Source organism: Pseudomonas sp. 9_2_1 (assembly GCF_059295275.1).
In genome coordinates this window covers 5,958,369-5,977,139 of the sequence record NZ_CM181239.1, presented here as the reverse complement: position 1 = coordinate 5,977,139, position 18,771 = coordinate 5,958,369, and the positions used below count along the sequence as shown (strand labels likewise).

Below are 18,771 nucleotides of genomic sequence, written 5' to 3'. Positions count from 1 at the left end.
CATGAGCAGCACCCAGACCCGGCCACCCAAGCCGCTTTACAGCAACGTCAGCCCCGCCGTGCCATCGCCGTGCATCAGCGTTTGCCGGCTGGACGAACAGCGGGTGTGCACCGGCTGCCACCGGCATGTCGAGCATATCCGCGAATGGCGCTCGGCCGACGACCAGCGGCGCCGGCAGATCTGTCGCGAGGCCCAGGCCCTGCGCGACCAGGCCAAGGCACACTGAACGCAAGGGCTTGAGTATTTGCCCGGCTGTGGTAGTGTCGAGTTCTGCGTCGGTGACGCCAAAGCCTTTTCAAACCCCGCCCTTGGGCGGGGTTTTGCTTTATCTGCACATTGAAAATTGCCTGTTCAAAGGAGTCTGACTGGATCATGAGCACCAAGCCTTCCCTCATCCTCACCCGATTGGACGTACAACGTCTGGAGCGTCTGATCGACAGCCTCGACGAAAGTACGCCGGGTGTGCTCGCCCTGCAGGACGAGCTGGACCGCGCCGAACAGGTGGTCGGTCACGAGGAAGTACCGGCGGGCGTGGTCACCATGAACTCCCGTGTGCACTGCCGTGAGGAAGCCAGCGGCAAGGACTACCACCTGACGTTGGTGTATCCGAAGGACGCCGGGCCGGAAGGCAATGTCTCGGTACTGGCACCGATCGGCTGCGCCTTGCTGGGGCTTTCGGTGGGCGAGCAGATCGACTGGCCGGCGCCGGGGGGCAAGACCCTCAAGCTGAAGCTGCTGGAAGTGGAATACCAGCCGGAAGCGGCGGGCGATTTCGACCTGTAAGGGCCAGAGGGGCCGCTTTGCGGCCCATTCGCAGCACAAGGCTGCTCCTGCACGGGATCGCGTACCCCTGTAGGAGCGGCCTTGTGTCGCGAAAGGGGTGCAAAGCCCCCCCGGCGCTTCAGGATCCCTGCGCCAAAACCTGCTCCAACCCCTCATTCAACGCCTGCTCCAGCACCCGCTTGTAGCTCAGGTAAACCTGCGTCGCCCCCAACCGGTCGTCCAGCAACTCGGACAAGTCCAGGTCGGTGATATAGCACCGGTACAGCGCCCCGCCACGCCGCTGCCCGATGATCTGCCGGGCCACCACTGCATACAACTGCTCGCCATGCTCCAGCCCGGAAAACTCCTGCTGGTCGCAATACAGCGTGACATGAGCAGCGCCCGCCACGCCGGCCTGGATGATGGCCTGGACCTCGTAGTAAGGCTGGTCGCTGCCTTCGACTGGTGCCGGCCGCGGTTCGATGCTGCGGGCCTTGCCAGGGCCGGAGGGCAGCAGTTGCGCATAGTGGATATCCAGCGCGGCCGAGTGCAGGTTGTCCAGCGGCAGCCGGGCATCGCGGCGCATGACCACCGAGCGCAGAAACCGCTGCAGCGGCAGCAGCAGGTGGGCTTCGTCGTGCAGGGGCAGGCGTTGCTGCCACAGCGCATTGTGTTCATCCAGCACATACACGTCGGCCCAGCCATCCTGCAGGCGGTAGAACACCTGTATGCAGGATGGCCGGCCTTGCTCCAGCACCTGGCGCAAATCGTTGTCCTGCAGGGCGTGGGCATCCAGGTACAGAGGGCTATAAGCGCTGCGCTCCTCACCCAGGTGAGTCAACAGCGCCTCATGCTCGGCCAGAGTCGTCAGGCTGACATGCCCGGGCAGCAGTTCCAGTACATGGGTGTGCTGGGCCACCTGTAGCAGGTAGCGGTGGTCGAGGCCTTGGGCCAGCAGTAGTTGCACGGTGTCGAATATTTCCTCCACGCGCTGGCCGATGGCGTGGGCGCGGCTGGGGCAGAAGCAGCGGACCCGCACCCGTGGCCGGTGCCCGTGCGGCATCGGGCTGTTGAGGAAGTCGCGCAGGCAGCGTACCAGCGCATGCGCGCCCTCATAACGCTGCACCAGCACCTCGTTCCAGCTGTTCAGGGTGACCTGGTCCAGGGTCAATACCAGGTTTTCGCGCGTGCCTGCGTAGCTCAGCGAGTCGGTGCGCTCGGTGGTCATCAGGATGTTCAGGTCGCGGTGGTGGCGCAGCGGATCGAGGGCGACGTTGACCAGTAGCAACACCTCGTCGGCGACGCTGGGCTGCAGCAGGCGCACTTCGCTCACCGTCGGCAGGGGTAGGGGGATGCTCTGCTGCAGGCAGCCGACCAGGCTGAACAGCTCGAACTCGCTGAGGTCGCTGACGCCGGGGTGCAATGCCAGGCGCGTGCTGCTGTCGATCACGCCGTTGCGATGGGCCCAGGCCAGCAGCTCCAGCAGCTCGCGGCAGCGCTTTATCGGGCTGAAGTGTTGCACCTCGTGGGTGCTCAGGTTGCCGCTGTACAGTTCCCAGTGATGGCTGCCCGGCTCCTTGCGGTTGGGCTGCTGGACCAGGGTCAGGGTGCCTTCGGCGAGGTCCGGGGCAATCCCGGGGTTGATCACTTCGACCTTGCCGGCACGGCGTTCGAACGCGGCGTACAGGCGCCGGCCCAGCACATTGAGGTCACGCTGGTCGGCGCGGCTGCTGGCGTTCTGGTTGCGGGCGAACTGGCTGAGGAAGCGGTAGCTGTGGTTCAACTCGGCCACCAGTTCGCGGCGTTCGACGGCGACCTGCTGCACTTTCCATTGGCTGCGGCTGTCCAGCAGGGCCAGCTGGCGCTCGTCCCAGCCCCACTCATCGGCCAGGCGCTGCAGCAGCCGGCGTTGCCAACCATTGCTGCGGCCTTGGTCGCTGAGCTTCTTGTTCACCTTCAGGTACAGGCTGCGCCGCACCAGTTCCAGCCGTGCGGGCTCGCCACGTGCCAGCAGGTAGCGCTCGATGCGTCGGTACACCATCACGTAGGGGTCCAGCTCATCGAGGTCGAGCCGATTGGCAAATACCGCCTGCTTGTAGTCCAGGCTCAGGCAACGCACCGCAGGGTGTTCACTGGCGTAGGCTTCGGTCAGCAGCAACTTGAGCAGTGACTTGTAGGGTGAGTCGATCCCTTTGAACAGTTGCCACAGCCCGGCACCGACGAATTCGCCGGGCGGAATGTGCGCCAGGTTGCCCAGGTCCAGAGCGTCCTGGCTGCGGATGAAGCGCTTGGACAGCAGGGTCTGGGTGTATGCGTGATAGTTGTGTTCCTGGTACACCGGCACCAGCCACCACAACGGTGTGCGCCCGGCCAGCCACAGGGTGGTGCGATAGAACTCGTCCAGCAGCAGGTAGTGCTGGGTGGTGCCGCAGTCGTCGGAGCCAAGCTGGCCATCACGCTGACCTTGGGCAAACCCCTGCGTATCGATCAGGAAGAAATGCGCCTCGGCGCCAAGGCTCGCCGCCCATGCCTCCAGTAACTGGCATTTGCGGCGCAGCTCTTCCAGCAGTTGCCCTGGAATGCCGGGCGCATGGCACACCCACAGGTCCATGTCGCTTTGTTCGGCCTGGGCCAGCGAGCCCAGGCTGCCCATCAGAAACAGCCCGTGGATCGGGGATGGCGGGCTGCCATGGCGGGCCTTGTAGGTAAACGAACGCGCCAGGCGCTGGGCCTCTGCAACCAGATCGGCGCTTGGCTGGTAACCCGATACACCCGCAGGGGTGCTGCCGGACACGTAGCCAGGCAAGAGCGGGTGGTTTACATGAAACAGCAGAGGTAACAGCGTCAGCACTTGTTGCTGGCGGGTAGACAAGCCTTCCATTGCCCGCTGCAACCGCCCCTGGTTGAGTTGCAGGAAGCGCGAGCGCAATGTCGCCAGGACCTTGCGGTCGATGCCTTGGTCCAGGTCGGGGCGGATCTCGTGAGGGTGGTTCATTGCGCACTCGGGCAGGCTTGTGGAGCAGTGGCGAGTTTAGCTTGAGTGATGAGGTCGGATAAGCGGCAATTGAAATATTGGCGCCATTTTCCCAACGCCCTGGCGGCGATGCTCCAGCTTTTGCTGCGCTTGAGGCATGATGGTGCCTTGCCCAGATGGAGAGGTTTCCGATGCGTGTATGGATCGATGCCGACGCTTGCCCCAAGGCGGCCAAGGATCTGATCGTCAAGTTCGCCCTCAAGCGCAAGTTCGAGGTGGTGATGGTGGCGGGCCAAGCCGTGGCCAAGCCGGCCTTCGCGATTGTGCGGCTGATTGTTGTACCCAGCGGTATGGACGCAGCGGACGACTACTTGGTCGAGCACGCCGTGCCCGGCGAGCTGGTGATTTGCAGTGATGTGCCGCTGGCTGACCGCCTGGTGAAAAAGGGCGTGGCGGTGCTGGACCCGCGTGGGCGTGAGTTCGATGAGCGCAACATGGGCGACCGCCTGGCGGCGCGCAACCTGTTCACCGACCTGCGTGAGCAGGGCCAGGTAGGGGGAGGGCAGGCGACCTATGGTGAGCGCGACAAGCAGGCATTTGCCAATGCGCTGGACCGGATCATTTCGCGCCTGTCCAGATCTGAGCCGTGACGCGATCCCTGTAGGAGATTACCCAGCCCATTGGGCTGCGCTGTCGCGCAGAGAACTGATGCCGGGGGCTCCGCGTACCCTTTGGGAGCGGGCGCGCCCGCGAAGAATCCAACGCGGTGCATGGCACCGGCTGCGCCGGTGTTCGCGGGCACTCCCGCTCCCACAGGGTCCCTGCTAACTCAGTAAGTTATGTGCAGTTCCATGAGAGCGGGCGTACCAGGCTTATTCGTGGGTCAGCTCCAGCACCCGGTCCACCAGCTTGTAGATCCCGCCCGCCGCCTCGCTGATCGACTTGGCCTCCATGTATGCCGGGGTGCTCACCAGCTTGCGCTGGACGTCTTCGACAATGTCATGCACATCGCATTCTTCATGGGTGCCGCCCATCTTGACCACCGCGTCGGCAGTGCCCGCATCCTTGCCGATGGTGCACACCACGCCCGGCCCGTAGATCTTCGCCGCCAGCGCTGGCGAGATGCAGATCAGGCCAACCGGCTTGCAGGCATCGGCGAAGGCTTCGGCCAGGGCCAGCACGTCCGGGTTGACGCTGCAGTTGGTGCCCTCCACGGCAAAATTGGAGAGGTTTTTCGCCGCCCCGAAACCGCCCGGTACAATCAGCGCATCGAAGTCTTCGGCCTTCGCCTCGCGAATGTCCTTCACCTCGCCGCGGGCAATCCGCGCCGATTCCACCAGCACATTGCGCGACTCGGGCATCTCTTCGCCGGTCAGGTGGTTGATGACATGCATCTGCGCGATGTCCGGCGCGAAGCACTGCACCTGCGCACCGCGCTGGTCGAGGCGCAGCAGGGTGATCACGCTTTCGTGGATTTCGGCGCCGTCATACACGCCACAGCCGGAAAGAATCACCGCTACTTTTTTTGTCATGCTCATTGCTCCAGTGTCGAGGCGCTAAATGTCCTCTAGTTTGGCAGATGGCGCCATAGGCATAACCGGGCCTGCGGACAGTCCTGCGCAAAATCCTGCTTACTTGGATCGCAATTACGCTGGGGTGTTCATTCTTTGAGGCGGTCTGTTCGGCAACGTACCGGCGCACTGGGCTTAGCGGTGGTCGCGCCGCTGGCCTGGGTCCTGCTCGTGCTTTACAGCGTGCTCAGCCTCTGGGGCCTGGGCTTCGCTCGCCGCCTTGCGCTCGGCGCGCAGGGTGCGGAAGCGCCGGCGCAGCCACAGCAAAACGCCCAGCATCAACAAGCCGCCAAGCACCCATAGCTCGTAGCGCTTCACGTTGCCCAGCAGGCCTTCGAGGATGGCGCCGAAGTGGTAGGCAGCCGCGCCCAGGGCGATTGCCCAGATGGCCGCGCCAATCCCGTTCAGCAGCAGGTAGCGGCGTGGCGGATAGCCCGACAGGCCAATGGCCACCGGCATGACCGTGCGCAGGCCATAGACGAAGCGGAAACTCAGCACCCAGATGTCGGGGTGGCGGCGGATATGGTCCAGCGCTCGGGCACCCATTGCCTGCCAGCGCGGTTTGCGCGCCAGAATCCGCCGCCCGTGGCGACGGCCCATGAAATACCACAACTGGTCACCGGCGTAGCTGCCCAGAAACGCCACCAGGCATACCAGCTTGATGTCCATGTAACCGCGGAACGCAAGGAAACCCGCAAGCACCAGGATGGTCTCGCCTTCAAAGAAGGTGCCTAGAAAAAGGGCGAAGTAGCCGAAATCCTGCAGGAATTGTTGAAGCATTTTCTGAGGTGCTGGCGAAATGAACGCGCAGCCTACCCCTTCGCGCGCATTCGTGAAAGTGTCCAAATGTGTCTCGACGTGAACATTTCCTACACGGACAATGCCAGATGCTACGCGTCATCGCTTGCCCTGCTGTGTAATGCAGGCGTCATAATGGTCGCTTATCTTGCCGCTCAATTGATGATAGGGCATTAACGTCCTCAGGAACGCCAGATGAATAATGAAGTGCTAACCCCTGTCGCGATCAAGGATGCTCAAGAGCTCCCCGAAGAGATGCTGCAGACCCCGCCAGACCTGCCGCCGGCGCCCGAGCCCGAGCCAGTGGCAGAGCCGGTGGCCGAGCCTGCCGCCCCCACGCCCGCCCCTGCACCGGCAATCGCCGTGCCTGGCCTGGACGACAGCAGCCTGTACATTCATCGCGAGCTTTCGCAGTTGCAGTTCAACATCCGTGTGCTGGAGCAGGCACTGGACGAGAATTACCCGCTGCTCGAGCGCCTCAAGTTCCTGCTGATCTTCTCCAGCAACCTCGACGAGTTCTTCGAGATCCGCGTCGCCGGGCTGAAGAAGCAGATCAATTTTGCCCGTGAACAGGCCGGTGCCGACGGCCTGCAGCCGCACCAGGCATTGGCCCGCATCAGCGAGCTGGTGCACTTCGAAGTCGACCGCCAGTACGCGATCCTCAACGACGTGCTGCTGCCGGAGCTGGAAAAGCACCAGATTCGCTTCATCCGCCGCCGCTACTGGACACCCAAGCTCAAGACTTGGGTGCGCCGCTATTTCCGCGACGAAATCGCGCCGATCATCACCCCGATCGGCCTCGACCCGACTCACCCGTTTCCGTTGCTGGTGAACAAGAGCCTCAACTTCATCGTCGAGCTCGAGGGCGTGGACGCCTTCGGCCGTGACTCGGGCCTGGCGATCATCCCGGCGCCGCGCCTGCTGCCGCGGGTTATCCGTGTGCCGGAAGAGGTCGGCGGGCCAGGTGCCAACTACGTGTTCCTGTCGTCGATGATCCACGCGCACGCCGACGACCTGTTCCAGGGCATGAAGGTGAAGGGCTGCTACCAGTTCCGCCTGACCCGTAACGCCGACCTGGCGCTGGACTCCGAAGAAGTCGACGACCTGGCCCGCGCCCTGCGCGGTGAGCTGTTCTCGCGCCGCTATGGCGACGCCGTGCGCCTGGAAGTGGCCGACACCTGCCCGAAACACCTGTCAGATTACCTGCTCAAGCAGTTCAGCCTCAGCGAAAGCGAGCTGTACCAGGTCAACGGCCCGGTCAACCTGACCCGTCTGTTCAGCATCACCGGCCTGGACAGCCACCCGGAGCTGCAATACACCCCGTTCACCCCGGCAATCCCCAAACTGCTGGTGAATGCCGACAACATCTTCAGCGTGATCAGCAAGCAGGACATCCTGCTGATGCACCCGTTCGAGTCTTTCACCCCGGTGGTCGACCTGCTGCGCCAGGCCGCCAAGGACCCACACGTGCTGGCTGTGCGCCAGACGCTGTACCGCTCGGGGGCCAACTCGGAAATCGTCGACGCGCTGGTGGATGCGGCCCGTAACGGCAAGGAAGTCACTGCGGTGATCGAGCTGCGTGCGCGCTTCGACGAAGAGTCCAACCTGCAGATGGCCAGCCGCTTGCAAGCGGCCGGTGCGGTAGTGATCTATGGCGTGGTCGGCTTCAAGACCCACGCCAAGATGATGCTGATTTTGCGCCGCGAGCATGGCGAGATCGTGCGTTATGCGCATCTGGGTACCGGCAACTACCACGCCGGTAACGCCCGCCTGTACACCGACTACAGCCTGCTGACCTCTGACGACGCCCTGACCGAGGACGTTGGCAAGCTGTTCAGCCAGCTGATCGGCATGGGCAAGACCCTGCGCATGAAAAAGCTGCTGCACGCGCCGTTCACCCTGAAGAAGGGCATGCTCGACATGATCGCGCGGGAAACCCAGTTCGCCCTCGAAGGCAAGCCGGCGCACATCATCGCCAAGTTCAACTCGCTGACCGATGCCAAGGTCATCAAGGCGCTGTACAAGGCCAGCCAGTCGGGCGTGAAGATCGACCTGGTGGTGCGTGGCATGTGCTGCCTGCGCCCAGGTATTCCGGGGGTTTCGCACAACATCCAGGTGCGCTCGATCATCGGTCGCTTCCTGGAGCACACGCGGGTGTTCTACTTCCTCAATGGCGGCGAAGAGCAGATTTACCTGTCCAGTGCCGACTGGATGGAGCGCAACCTCGACAAACGTGTCGAGACCTGCTTCCCGGTAGAAGGCAAGAAGCTGTTGCTGCGGGTGAAGAAGGAGCTGGAAAGCTACCTGACCGACAACACCCATGCCTGGACCCTGCAGCCAGACGGGCGCTACGTGCGCAGCACCCCGACCGGCAACCAGAACCCGCGCAGTGCCCAGGCGACCCTGCTGGAGCGCCTGAGCAACCCGGTCCTCAACGTACGCTGAGGACGAAGCCGACCCGGGCCAGCCACTCCGCCTCGTTGGCGAAGTCGGCCTGGGTCAGCTGGTTCTGCTCCAGCCAGCCAGCCGGGAACACCACGACGAGGCTGTTATCGGCCGCGTTGAGCTCTACCTTCGGCATTTGCTGAGTACCACGGATGTGGTGGAACAGGATGGCGAAGCGCAGCAGCACGCACAGGCGCAACAGCTTGACGCCTTCCTCGCCCAGGTCGGCGAACTTGTCCTTGGGGATATTGCGCCGATGGCCGCGTACCAGCAGGGCCATCATCTGTTGGTCCTCGCGGGAAAAGCCCGCCAGGTCCGAGTGCTCAATCAGGTAGGCGCCGTGCTTGTGGTAATGGTAGTGGGCGATGTCCAGGCCTATTTCGTGCACTTTAGCCGCCCAGCCCAGCAGATCGCGCCAGTTCCCGCCTTTCAGTCCCCATGCTTCGGCCACTTGGTCGAAGGCATGCAGCGCCTTGCGCTCGACCCGCGCGGCCTGGCCGTGATCTACGTGGTAGCGCTCCATCAGCGAGTTGAGCGTGCGTTCGCGCACATCTTCGTGGTGATGGCGGCCCAGCAGGTCGAACAGTACGCCTTCGCGCAGGGCACCGTCACAGTGGTCCATGCGCTGTAGCTCCAGCGCATCGAAGATGGCTTCGAGAATCGCCATCCCGGCCGGGAAGATGGTCCGGCGGTCGGGTTTGACGCCATCGAAGTCGATCTTGTCGACCTCGCCCAGCTTGAACATCTTGCGTTTGACCCAGGCCAGGCCCTCGGCGTTGACCTCGCCATTGCCCAGCCCGCCGGCCTTGATGGCGGCACCAATGGCGCGGATGGTCCCGGACGAGCCGATGGCCTCGTCCCAGGTCAGGCGGTGCAGCGCGTTCTCGATGCTCATCAGTTCCAGGCGCGCGGCGGTGTAGGCCTGGGCGTAGCGGGCCGGGGTGATCTTGCCGTCGCGGAAGTACCGCTGGGTGAAACTCACGCAGCCCATCTGCAGGCTTTCGCGCAGCAGCGGCTCGAAGCGCTGGCCGATGATGAACTCGGTGCTGCCGCCACCGATGTCGGCCACCAGGCGCTTGCCGGCGGTGTCGGCCAGGGTGTGCGAGACACCCAGGTAGATCAGGCGCGCCTCTTCACGGCCGGAGATGACCTCCACCGGGTGGCCGAGGATGGCTTCGGCGCGCTGGATGAATTCGTTGCGATTGCGCGCTTCGCGCAGGGCGTTGGTACCGACGATGCGCACGGAGCCTGCCGGCATTCCGTTGATCAGCTGGGAGAAGCGCTTGAGGCAGTCCAGGCCTCGTTCCATGGCTTCTTCGCTGAGCATGCGCTCTTCGTCGATGCCGGCGGCCAGCTGAACCTTCTCGCCGAGCCGCTCGAGAATGCGGATTTCGGTATGGTGGGCCTTGGCCACGACCATGTGGAAACTGTTGGAGCCAAGGTCGATGGCGGCGATCAGGGACAGGTTCTTCGCGATGGTATGCGGCATGATCTGGTTGTTCTCGGTCGTTAACCCGGCAATCGTGCCACGATAGCAGGCTGACGCCAACGCGTGACACGGCAAGGCTTGATGCAAGGCAATGTGCCATTCGATGCTATGACACTTGTGTGACAGTTTCGATTCGCGGCGTCTTGCGCAACTATAGTTACACTCAATCGTCCGCGACTTCCTGTAGGGCGTGGGTGCAGCTATGATGGGCCACGTTTTTTTGCTTACGACCCTGGAGATATCCATGAGCAGCGATTTGATCAAACACGTCACCGACGCTACCTTCGAAGCCGAAGTCCTGCAGGCTCAAGGCCCGGTGCTGGTCGACTACTGGGCTGAATGGTGCGGCCCATGCAAGATGATCGCGCCGGTTCTGGACGACATCGCCTCCACCTACGAGGGCAAACTGACCGTAGCCAAGCTGAACATCGACGACAACCAGGAAACCCCGGCCAAGCACGGCGTGCGTGGTATCCCGACGCTGATGCTGTTCAAGAACGGCAACGTCGAAGCGACCAAGGTTGGCGCACTGTCGAAATCGCAGCTCGCCGCGTTCCTCGACGCCCACCTGTGATGTGAAAAACCCCGCCGATGCGGGGTTTTTTTTGCCTGTAGGGGTTGTGGCAGCGGGTTTGCTTGCGAATTCGATGTTGAGCCCCGCGCCGCCTTCACGGGTAAACCCGCTTCCACAGGGCATAATTTACCCGGCCAAAACCACTAGACGCAGAAAAAAGCAAGTGTTACATTCGGCCTCGCACTGCTTCTCCAGTGCCCTCTACATGCCGTCGCCGAAGCATCCCAATTCGAATCAGTACGCGATCTTGTCGCCATCTAGCGGCGCGGCCTCATTAAGCCAGAGCTTAATCCTCCCTTCTTACATGATTACGTCACTCCCCTTATGAACCTGACTGAACTCAAGCAAAAGCCGATTACCGATCTTTTGGAAATGGCCGAACAGATGGGCATCGAAAACATGGCCCGTTCGCGCAAACAGGACGTGATTTTCGCCCTGCTTAAAAAGCACGCGAAAAGCGGCGAAGAGATCTCGGGTGACGGCGTGCTGGAGATTCTCCAGGATGGTTTCGGTTTCCTGCGTTCGGCCGATGCGTCCTACCTGGCCGGCCCGGACGATATCTACGTCTCGCCCAGCCAGATCCGTCGCTTCAACCTGCGTACCGGCGACACCATCGTCGGCAAGATCCGCCCACCGAAGGAAGGGGAGCGTTACTTCGCTCTGCTGAAGGTCGATACCATCAACTTCGACCGCCCGGAAAACGCGAAGAACAAGATCCTGTTCGAAAACCTGACGCCGTTGTTCCCGAACAAGCGCCTGAAGATGGAAGCCGGTAACGGCTCCACCGAAGACTTGACCGGCCGCGTCATCGACCTGTGCGCCCCGATCGGCAAAGGCCAGCGTGGCCTGATCGTGGCTCCGCCGAAGGCGGGCAAGACGATCATGCTGCAGAACATCGCGGCCAACATCACCCGCAACAACCCCGAGTGCCACCTGATCGTCCTGCTGATCGACGAGCGCCCGGAAGAAGTGACCGAAATGCAGCGCACCGTGCGCGGCGAAGTGGTTGCCTCTACCTTCGACGAGCCGCCGACCCGCCACGTGCAGGTTGCCGAGATGGTGATCGAGAAGGCCAAGCGCCTGGTCGAGCACAAGAAGGATGTGGTCATCCTGCTGGACTCCATCACCCGTCTGGCGCGTGCCTACAACACCGTGATCCCGAGCTCGGGCAAGGTGCTGACCGGTGGTGTCGACGCCCACGCCCTGGAAAAGCCAAAGCGCTTCTTCGGTGCTGCGCGTAACATCGAAGAGGGCGGTTCGCTGACCATCATCGCCACCGCGCTGGTCGAAACCGGCTCGAAAATGGACGAAGTGATCTACGAAGAGTTCAAGGGTACCGGCAACATGGAGCTGCCGCTGGATCGCCGCATCGCTGAGAAGCGCGTGTTCCCGGCCATCAACATCAACCGCTCGGGCACCCGCCGCGAAGAGCTGCTGACCGCCGACGACGAACTGCAGCGCATGTGGATCCTGCGCAAGCTGCTGCACCCGATGGACGAAATCGCCGCCATCGAGTTCCTGGTCGACAAGCTCAAGCAGACCAAGACCAACGACGAGTTCTTCCTGTCCATGAAGCGCAAGTAAGCGGTTCAAGTCCGGATTGATTGGGGCTGCTTCGCAGCCCATCGCCGGCAAGCCAGCTCCTACAGGTACTGCGCAGCTCTTGAAGCTTGTGCCGGACCTGTTGGAGCTGGCTTGCCGGCGATGGGGCGCGAAGCGGCCCCAAGTCATTTTTGGCCATTAGGCGCCGAACGGCGCTACACTCTGCACCCCCGACCGATACGGCCAACACGAGGCTCCTGCATGCAGTATCGCGACTTGCGCGACTTCATCCGTGGCCTGGAACAGCGCGGCGAGCTCAAGCGCATCCAGGTTCCGATTTCCCCCGTCCTGGAAATGACCGAGGTCTGCGACCGCACCCTGCGTGCCAAGGGCCCGGCATTATTGTTCGAAAAGCCCACCGGCTTTGACATCCCGGTGCTGGGCAACCTGTTCGGCACCCCGGAGCGCGTGGCCATGGGCATGGGCGCGGAGTCGGTCGAAGAGCTGCGCGAAATCGGCAAGCTGCTGGCATTCCTCAAGGAGCCCGAGCCGCCGAAGGGCCTGAAGGATGCCTGGTCGAAGCTGCCGATCTTCAAGAAGGTCGTGTCGATGGCGCCGAAAGTGGTCAAGGACGCGGTGTGCCAGGAGGTAGTGGTCGAGGGTGATGACGTCGACCTCGGCGCATTGCCGATCCAGCACTGCTGGCCGGGCGACGTAGCTCCGCTGATCACCTGGGGCCTTACCGTTACCCGCGGGCCGAACAAGGACCGGCAGAACCTGGGCATCTACCGCCAGCAGGTCATCGGCCGCAACAAGGTCATCATGCGCTGGCTCAGCCACCGTGGCGGCGCTCTGGATTACCGCGAGTGGTGCGAGAAGAACCCCGGCCAGCCGTTCCCGGTCGCCGTGGCCCTGGGCGCTGACCCGGCGACCATTCTCGGTGCCGTGACGCCAGTACCGGACACCCTCTCCGAATATGCCTTTGCCGGCCTGCTGCGGGGCAACCGTACCGAGCTGGTCAAGTGCCGTGGCAGCAACCTGCAGGTACCGGCCACCGCGGAAATCATCCTGGAAGGCGTGATCCACCCGGGTGAAATGGCCCCGGAGGGCCCGTACGGCGACCATACCGGCTACTACAACGAAGTGGACAGCTTCCCGGTGTTCACCGTGGAGCGCATCACCCATCGGCACAAGCCGATCTACCACAGCACCTACACCGGCCGGCCGCCGGATGAGCCGGCCATTCTCGGCGTGGCGCTGAACGAAGTGTTCGTGCCGATCCTGCAGAAGCAGTTTCCGGAAATCACCGACTTCTACCTGCCGCCGGAAGGCTGCTCGTACCGCATGGCGGTGGTGACCATGAAGAAGCAGTACCCAGGGCACGCCAAGCGCGTGATGCTGGGTGTGTGGTCGTTCCTGCGACAGTTCATGTACACCAAGTTCGTTATTGTCACCGATGACGATATCAACGCCCGCGACTGGAACGATGTGATCTGGGCCATTACCACGCGCATGGACCCCAAGCGTGATACGGTAATGATCGACAACACTCCGATCGACTACCTGGACTTCGCGTCGCCGGTTTCGGGGCTGGGGTCGAAGATGGGCCTGGACGCCACGCACAAGTGGCCGGGCGAGACTACACGCGAATGGGGGCGGGTGATCGTCAAGGACGAAGCCGTTACCCGCCGTATCGATGACTTGTGGGATCAGTTGGGAATAGATTGATGCAGGTAACGTTGCAGCCGTCCGGGGCGGTGCTGGCGCTCGAACCCGGGGAACGGATCCTGGATGGAGCGCGGCGGCTGGGCTATGACTGCCCGAACAGCTGCCGCAATGGCAATTGCCATGTCTGCGCCGCATTGTTGGTCGAAGGCCGGGTACGCCAGGACGGCGTAGTTCGTGACCATGGCGAGTTGTTTACCTGCATTGCCGAACCGCTGGAGGACTGCGTGTTGCTCTGGGATGGTGTGCTCGCCCTGGGCGAGCTGCCAGTGCGCAAGCTGGCGTGCAGCGTCAGTGAGTGCGTCGACGTCGCCGGCGACGTCTGGCGTGTGCGCCTGCGCGCACCTGCCGGCAAGCCGCTGCGCTACCACGCCGGGCAGTACCTGATGATCGAGCGCGAGGGTGGCAAGCCCGCGGCTTTCTCGCTGGCTTCCGCGCCCCACGCCGGGCGCGAGCTGGAGCTGCACGTGCTGGCGCGTGAAGCGAGTGCGCTGCAACTGATCGACCAGCTCAGGCGCGATGGCCTGGCGCGTATCGAAATGCCGTTTGGCGACACCCACCTGGCCGAGTTGCCGGATGGGCCGCTGGTGCTGATCGCTGCAGGCACCGGGATGGGGCAGATGCACAGCCTGCTGGAGCATTGCCGCTCGCAGGGTTTCAAGCACCCGGTACACCTGTACTGGGGCGTGCGCCGGCCTGAGGATTTCTACCAGATCGAGCATTGGGATGAGTGGCAGCGCCTGCCCAACCTGTTCCTGCACCAGGTGGTCAGCGACCTGTGCGGCTGGGAAGGCCGGTGCGGCATGCTGCACGAGGCGGTCTGCGAGGATATTGCCGACCTCAACACCGTGCATGTGTACGCCAGCGGCTCGCCCAACATGATCTACGCCACCCTCGACGCCCTGGTCGAAGCCGGCATGGATGCGCACCGCATGCGTGCGGATGTGTTTGCCTACGCACCGCGCGGTTAATAACCGAAGTTTGAACAAGTGGGTATAAGGCGGTAATTGTTACCGCCTTGGCCAATAAGTTTCGCAGTCCCCGAAACAGTATTTTCCAGTCGTCGGAACCGCCAATGAAAGACTGGCGCCAGGTCTTGAGTATTTCGCCATTTCTGGCCTATGGTTACAGCAAGCGCCCTTGGCGCAGCGGCCCAGAGCCGCAACGCAAGCGCATTTCGCTACATCTGTAGTTCACAAGGATAATGGCGGCAGCTTATGTCGGCACTTGAAAACATGTCCTGGGAAGTTTCATATCCTCCGACACTCGACTTCGGTCAGCAACATACTCACGAACAGTTGTTCAATTCCATGAAGACGACCATGTCGCACCATCAAGGCGGGCCGGTGTGGCTGTTCGCTTATGGTTCCTTGATCTGGCGCCCGGAGTGCAATTCGGTCGAGCGTCAACGCGCGCGGGTGCATGGTTATCACCGTGGCTTGTACCTGTGGTCACATGAACATCGCGGCACCCCGGAAATCCCCGGCCTGGTGTTCGGCCTGGATCGAGGGGGGTCCTGCAGTGGCTTCGCCTACCGGCTGGACGAAAGCAATCTCGACGACTCGCTGATGGCACTGTGGCTGCGCGAGATGCCGTACCCGGCGTACCGGCCGCACTGGCTCAGCTGCCGGTTGGGCGATGGCAGCAAGGTGCAGGCGCTCGGCTTTGTGCTGGAGCGGCACTTGCCGTGTTATGCCGGCGACCTGCCGGATACCTTGCTCAGCCAGATCCTGGCCAGCGCCAAAGGGCGCTACGGCAGCACGCGCGACTATGTAGAGCAGACCTTGAATGCCCTGCGCAGCCACCAGATGCCCGATCGCAACCTGGAGGCACGCTTCAGGCGCTGCCATAACCTGCGAGAAGTCTGATCAACCTGTAAGGGCCCTATCGCCGGCAAGCCAGCTCCCACAGGTATTACACCGGCCTTGAGGGCTGTGGAGTACCTGTGGGAGCTGGCTTGCCGGCGATAGGGCCCTTACAGGAAAAAGCGTATCAAGCGTTACCTGGCCAGTACCACCAACTTGCCCACAGCCCGCCGCTGCCCCAGCTGTTCGATTGCAGCCCCAGCCTCGGCCAGCGGATAAGTCTGCGAAACCAGCGGCTTCAGCTTGCCCTCGGCATGCCAGGCAAACAGTTGCCGGAAGTTGGCCGCGTTATCCTCCGGCTGGCGCTGGGCAAACGCCCCCCAGAACACCCCCACCACCGCCGCGCCCTTGAGCAGCACCAGGTTGGCCGCCAGTTGGGGAATGCTGCCGCTGGCAAAGCCCACCACCAGTAGCCGGCCATTCCAGGCCAGCCCGCGCACTGCCTGCTCGAACAGCTCGCCACCGACCGGGTCGTAGATCACATCGACGCCCTGGCCTCCAGTCAGGCGCTTGAGCTCTTCGCGCAGGCTGGCCTGGCTGTAGTCGATCAGCTCATCCGCCCCGGCTGCCTTGGCCACAGCCAGCTTCTCGGCACTGCTGGCCGCTGCGATCACCCGCGCGCCCATGGCCTTGCCGATTTCCACCGCCGCCAAACCGACGCCACCGGATGCGCCCATTACCAGCAGGGTTTCGCCAGCCTGCAACCGAGCGCGCTGGCGCAAGGCATGCATCGAGGTGCCATAGGTCATGCCGAACGCCGCAGCGGTGGTGAAATCCATGCTCTCCGGGATCGGCAGCACATTGTAGAACGGTACCGCCACCTGCTCGGCGAACGCGCCCCACCCGGTAAGCGCCATCACCCGGTCACCTACCTTGAACGCGCCCGCTTTTTCCCCGACCGCAGCCACCACGCCTGCCGCTTCGCCGCCGGGGGAGAATGGCAACTGGGGTTGGAACTGATACTTCCCTTCGATGATCAGGGTGTCCGGGAAGTTGACCCCGGCCGCCTGCACGTCCAGCAGGATCTCGTTTTTCTTCGGCACCGGGCTGGCCACCTCCTCCAGCGTCAGGTCGCGCGCCGGGCCCAGGGTTTTGCACAACACAGCTTTCATCGGGGCTATTCCTTTGCGGGTAATGGCCGATAAGTGTAGGAGGGCCACCTGCCGGGTCAACGAGCATGCCCCGCCCTGATGGGCCGGCATAAGCCCGGGCTTGGGTTTGAGCGAAGTGCTGGGTAAGCTGGCGCCAATTGTATTGAGGAGCGAATTCGTGAAAGCGTGGATCTTGATGGTGCTGGCGCTGTTGCTGCCGGCTGCGGCCATGGCCGAGGAAGCCAAGGAAGGGGCGCCCAAGGTCGCCTACATCACCCTGAGCCCGCCCTTTGTCGGCAACTATGCCCTCGACGGCGGCCCACGGCTGCGCGTGTACAAGGCCGACGTCGCCTTGCGCGTGACCGGTGACGAAGCGGCCAAGGCGGTGAAATTTCACGAACCCCTGATCCGCAACCAGTTGGTAGCCTTGTTCACCCAGCAGACCGTGGACAGCATGAGCAACGTCGAGGCCAAGGAGCACCTGCGCCAGGAGGCCCTGAAGCAGGTGCAGCAGGTGCTGGAAGCAGAAGAGGGCAAGCCGATCGTTGAAGACCTGTTGTTCAACAACCTGATTGTGCAGTGAACCGTGAATATCCAGCAACAGTGCCGTCTGTTGTCAGTGATACGCATGGTGGTCGATAATCAGCGCGTTCCCGAAAGGGGCTTGCAAGACTCTGCGGATCCTGGTCCAACCAGCAATCACAGAGCCGGGCAGGTGTATGGCGGTGACAAGCCGACCTGTCTGTGAGTAGGGCGCCGAAAGGCGCCCTTTGTCTTTGTGCCACCAGATATGCCCGTTTCAACGTAGCCGGCGTCGAGTCTTCAGGAAGCCAAGCTACGCCGAAACCGGGCCAGCGCCACGCTGAAGAACACCAGGCCGATCAAGGCCAGTGCCAGAATATCCGGCCACACCACCGCCCAGCCGGCGTCGCGGAACAGGATCGCGGCGCCCAGGCTCACGAAGTGCGTCGACGGCGACCCCTGCATCACCCACTGCAGCCACTGCGGCATGCTGTCCAGCGGCGTGCTGCCGCCGGACAGCAACAGCATCGGGATGATCACCGGGATCGCCAGCAGGCCGAACTGTGGCGTTGAACGCGCCAGGGTGGCGAGGAAGATACCCAGCGCGGTACCGGCGAACAGGTACAGCGCAGTCACGGCCAGGAACAGCCCCATCGAGCCGGACAGCGGTACGCCCAGCGCCCCCTCCACCACCACCACCAGCGAAATCCAGGTGCAGATCACCACCACCAGTGCGTTGCTGCCGATCTTCGCCAGCATGATCTCCAGCGCGGTCAGCGGCAGCACCAGCAGGTGATCGAGGGTGCCGTGCTCACGCTCACGCAGCAGCGCGGTGCCGGTGAGGATGATCGCCAGGATGGTGATGTTGTTGACGATCTGGATCACTGCCAGGAACCAGCCGCCCTCCAGGTTGGGGTTGAACAGGGCCTTGGCGTTGATCAGCACCGGGCTCTGGGTGTTGGTCCGTTGGCTGTAGTCGAGCAGTTCGCGTTCGAAGATCCGGCCGATATAGCCCGCGCCCATGAATGCCTGGCTCATGGCGGTGGCATCGACGTTGATCTGCAGCTCTGGCGAGTGCCCCGCCAGCAGGTCGCTCTGGAAGTTGACCGGTATGTTGATGACGAAGGTGTACTGGCCGCTGTCCATGGCCTGGTCCAGGTGCCCGGCAGGCAGTGGCACGGCGGTCTGGAACTCCGGCGGCTGCAGGGCTTCGGCGAGCTTGCGCGAAAGCTGGCTGTGGTCTTCGTCCACCACGGCGACGCTGGCGTTGTGCACGCCGATCACCGAGCCGGCTGCGGGCATGTAGATGGCCACGCTGAAGGCGTACAGCAGAAACAGCAGCAGTACGCTGTCATGGCGCAGGCTGGTCAGTTCTTTCAGGCCCAGGCGCAGGGTGTGGTTCAGGCGCGACAT

The 18,771-nt window shown here is 63.0% G+C and carries 16 protein-coding genes; 10 read left to right on the top strand and 6 right to left on the bottom strand.

Features of this window, described 5'->3' with window-relative positions:
* Position 1: 1 nt before the first annotated feature.
* Both AC5O5I_RS27080 and rnk read left to right on the top strand, forming a co-directional pair.
* Positions 2-226, top strand: a complete 225-nt coding sequence (locus tag AC5O5I_RS27080) for a DUF1289 domain-containing protein (RefSeq protein ID WP_172286950.1) — start codon at positions 2-4, stop codon at positions 224-226.
* A 146-nt stretch (positions 227-372) separates the two neighbouring features.
* Positions 373-783 (top strand): nucleoside diphosphate kinase regulator, encoded by a 411-nt coding sequence (gene rnk / locus AC5O5I_RS27075; RefSeq protein ID WP_114171205.1) that lies wholly within the window; start codon positions 373-375, stop codon positions 781-783.
* Positions 784-901: 118 nt separating this feature from the next.
* On the opposite strand, the gene AC5O5I_RS27070 is transcribed toward rnk, so the two are convergent.
* Complete coding sequence (locus AC5O5I_RS27070; protein ID WP_172219278.1) at positions 902-3,757, bottom strand: class I adenylate cyclase; 2,856 nt, start codon at positions 3,755-3,757, stop codon at positions 902-904.
* Positions 3,758-3,927: 170 nt separating this feature from the next.
* Between AC5O5I_RS27070 and AC5O5I_RS27065 the strand changes: the two genes are divergently transcribed.
* Positions 3,928-4,386 carry a YaiI/YqxD family protein gene (locus tag AC5O5I_RS27065; protein WP_172219276.1) on the top strand — a complete coding sequence of 153 codons (459 nt, stop codon included), beginning with the start codon at positions 3,928-3,930 and terminating at the stop codon, positions 4,384-4,386.
* A 222-nt stretch (positions 4,387-4,608) separates the two neighbouring features.
* On the opposite strand, the gene elbB is transcribed toward AC5O5I_RS27065, so the two are convergent.
* Positions 4,609-5,268 (bottom strand): isoprenoid biosynthesis glyoxalase ElbB, encoded by a 660-nt coding sequence (elbB, locus tag AC5O5I_RS27060; protein WP_172219274.1) that lies wholly within the window; start codon positions 5,266-5,268, stop codon positions 4,609-4,611.
* A gap of 174 nt (positions 5,269-5,442) precedes the next feature.
* A complete protein-coding gene (locus AC5O5I_RS27055) occupies positions 5,443-6,087 on the bottom strand; it encodes a DedA family protein (RefSeq protein ID WP_172219272.1) in 645 nt (214 codons plus the stop codon).
* Between the two features lie 213 nt (positions 6,088-6,300).
* Between AC5O5I_RS27055 and ppk1 the strand changes: the two genes are divergently transcribed.
* Entirely contained in the window at positions 6,301-8,550 is a 2,250-nt protein-coding gene (gene ppk1 / locus AC5O5I_RS27050; RefSeq protein ID WP_172219270.1) for a polyphosphate kinase 1, read from the top strand.
* Here the strand turns inward: ppk1 and ppx are convergent.
* Positions 8,537-10,039 (bottom strand): exopolyphosphatase, encoded by a 1,503-nt coding sequence (gene ppx / locus AC5O5I_RS27045; protein ID WP_172219268.1) that lies wholly within the window; start codon positions 10,037-10,039, stop codon positions 8,537-8,539. The two genes, ppk1 and ppx, sit on opposite strands and share 14 nt — an antisense overlap.
* Positions 10,040-10,283: 244 nt before the next feature.
* On the opposite strand from ppx, the gene trxA reads away from it, so the two are divergent.
* From trxA to AC5O5I_RS27020, 5 genes are all read left to right on the top strand, one after another.
* Entirely contained in the window at positions 10,284-10,613 is a 330-nt protein-coding gene (gene trxA, locus AC5O5I_RS27040) for a thioredoxin TrxA (protein ID WP_009684153.1), read from the top strand.
* 324 nt (positions 10,614-10,937) lie between these two features.
* Positions 10,938-12,197: a transcription termination factor Rho gene (gene rho, locus AC5O5I_RS27035; RefSeq protein WP_003253661.1), complete on the top strand. Its 1,260-nt coding sequence runs from the start codon at positions 10,938-10,940 to the stop codon at positions 12,195-12,197.
* A 219-nt stretch (positions 12,198-12,416) separates the two neighbouring features.
* Positions 12,417-13,883, top strand: coding sequence for a 4-hydroxy-3-polyprenylbenzoate decarboxylase (gene ubiD / locus AC5O5I_RS27030; protein WP_172219266.1), 1,467 nt, complete (start codon positions 12,417-12,419; stop codon positions 13,881-13,883).
* A complete protein-coding gene (locus AC5O5I_RS27025; RefSeq protein ID WP_494511831.1) occupies positions 13,883-14,851 on the top strand; it encodes a CDP-6-deoxy-delta-3,4-glucoseen reductase in 969 nt (322 codons plus the stop codon). The genes ubiD and AC5O5I_RS27025 overlap by 1 nt, the downstream gene beginning before the upstream one ends.
* Before the next feature lie 246 nt (positions 14,852-15,097).
* Complete coding sequence (locus tag AC5O5I_RS27020; RefSeq protein WP_172287058.1) at positions 15,098-15,748, top strand: gamma-glutamylcyclotransferase; 651 nt, start codon at positions 15,098-15,100, stop codon at positions 15,746-15,748.
* A 131-nt stretch (positions 15,749-15,879) separates the two neighbouring features.
* Here AC5O5I_RS27020 and AC5O5I_RS27015 read toward each other — a convergent pair whose 3' ends face one another.
* Positions 15,880-16,857, bottom strand: a complete 978-nt coding sequence (locus AC5O5I_RS27015) for an NADPH:quinone oxidoreductase family protein (protein WP_172232277.1) — start codon at positions 16,855-16,857, stop codon at positions 15,880-15,882.
* Between the two features lie 157 nt (positions 16,858-17,014).
* Here AC5O5I_RS27015 and AC5O5I_RS27010 point away from each other — a divergent pair, with 157 nt between their 5' ends.
* Positions 17,015-17,419: a flagellar basal body-associated protein FliL gene (locus tag AC5O5I_RS27010; protein WP_172232280.1), complete on the top strand. Its 405-nt coding sequence runs from the start codon at positions 17,015-17,017 to the stop codon at positions 17,417-17,419.
* 239 nt (positions 17,420-17,658) lie between these two features.
* Here the strand turns inward: AC5O5I_RS27010 and AC5O5I_RS27005 are convergent, their stop codons facing one another.
* Entirely contained in the window at positions 17,659-18,771 is a 1,113-nt protein-coding gene (locus AC5O5I_RS27005) for an ABC transporter permease (protein WP_494511830.1), read from the bottom strand.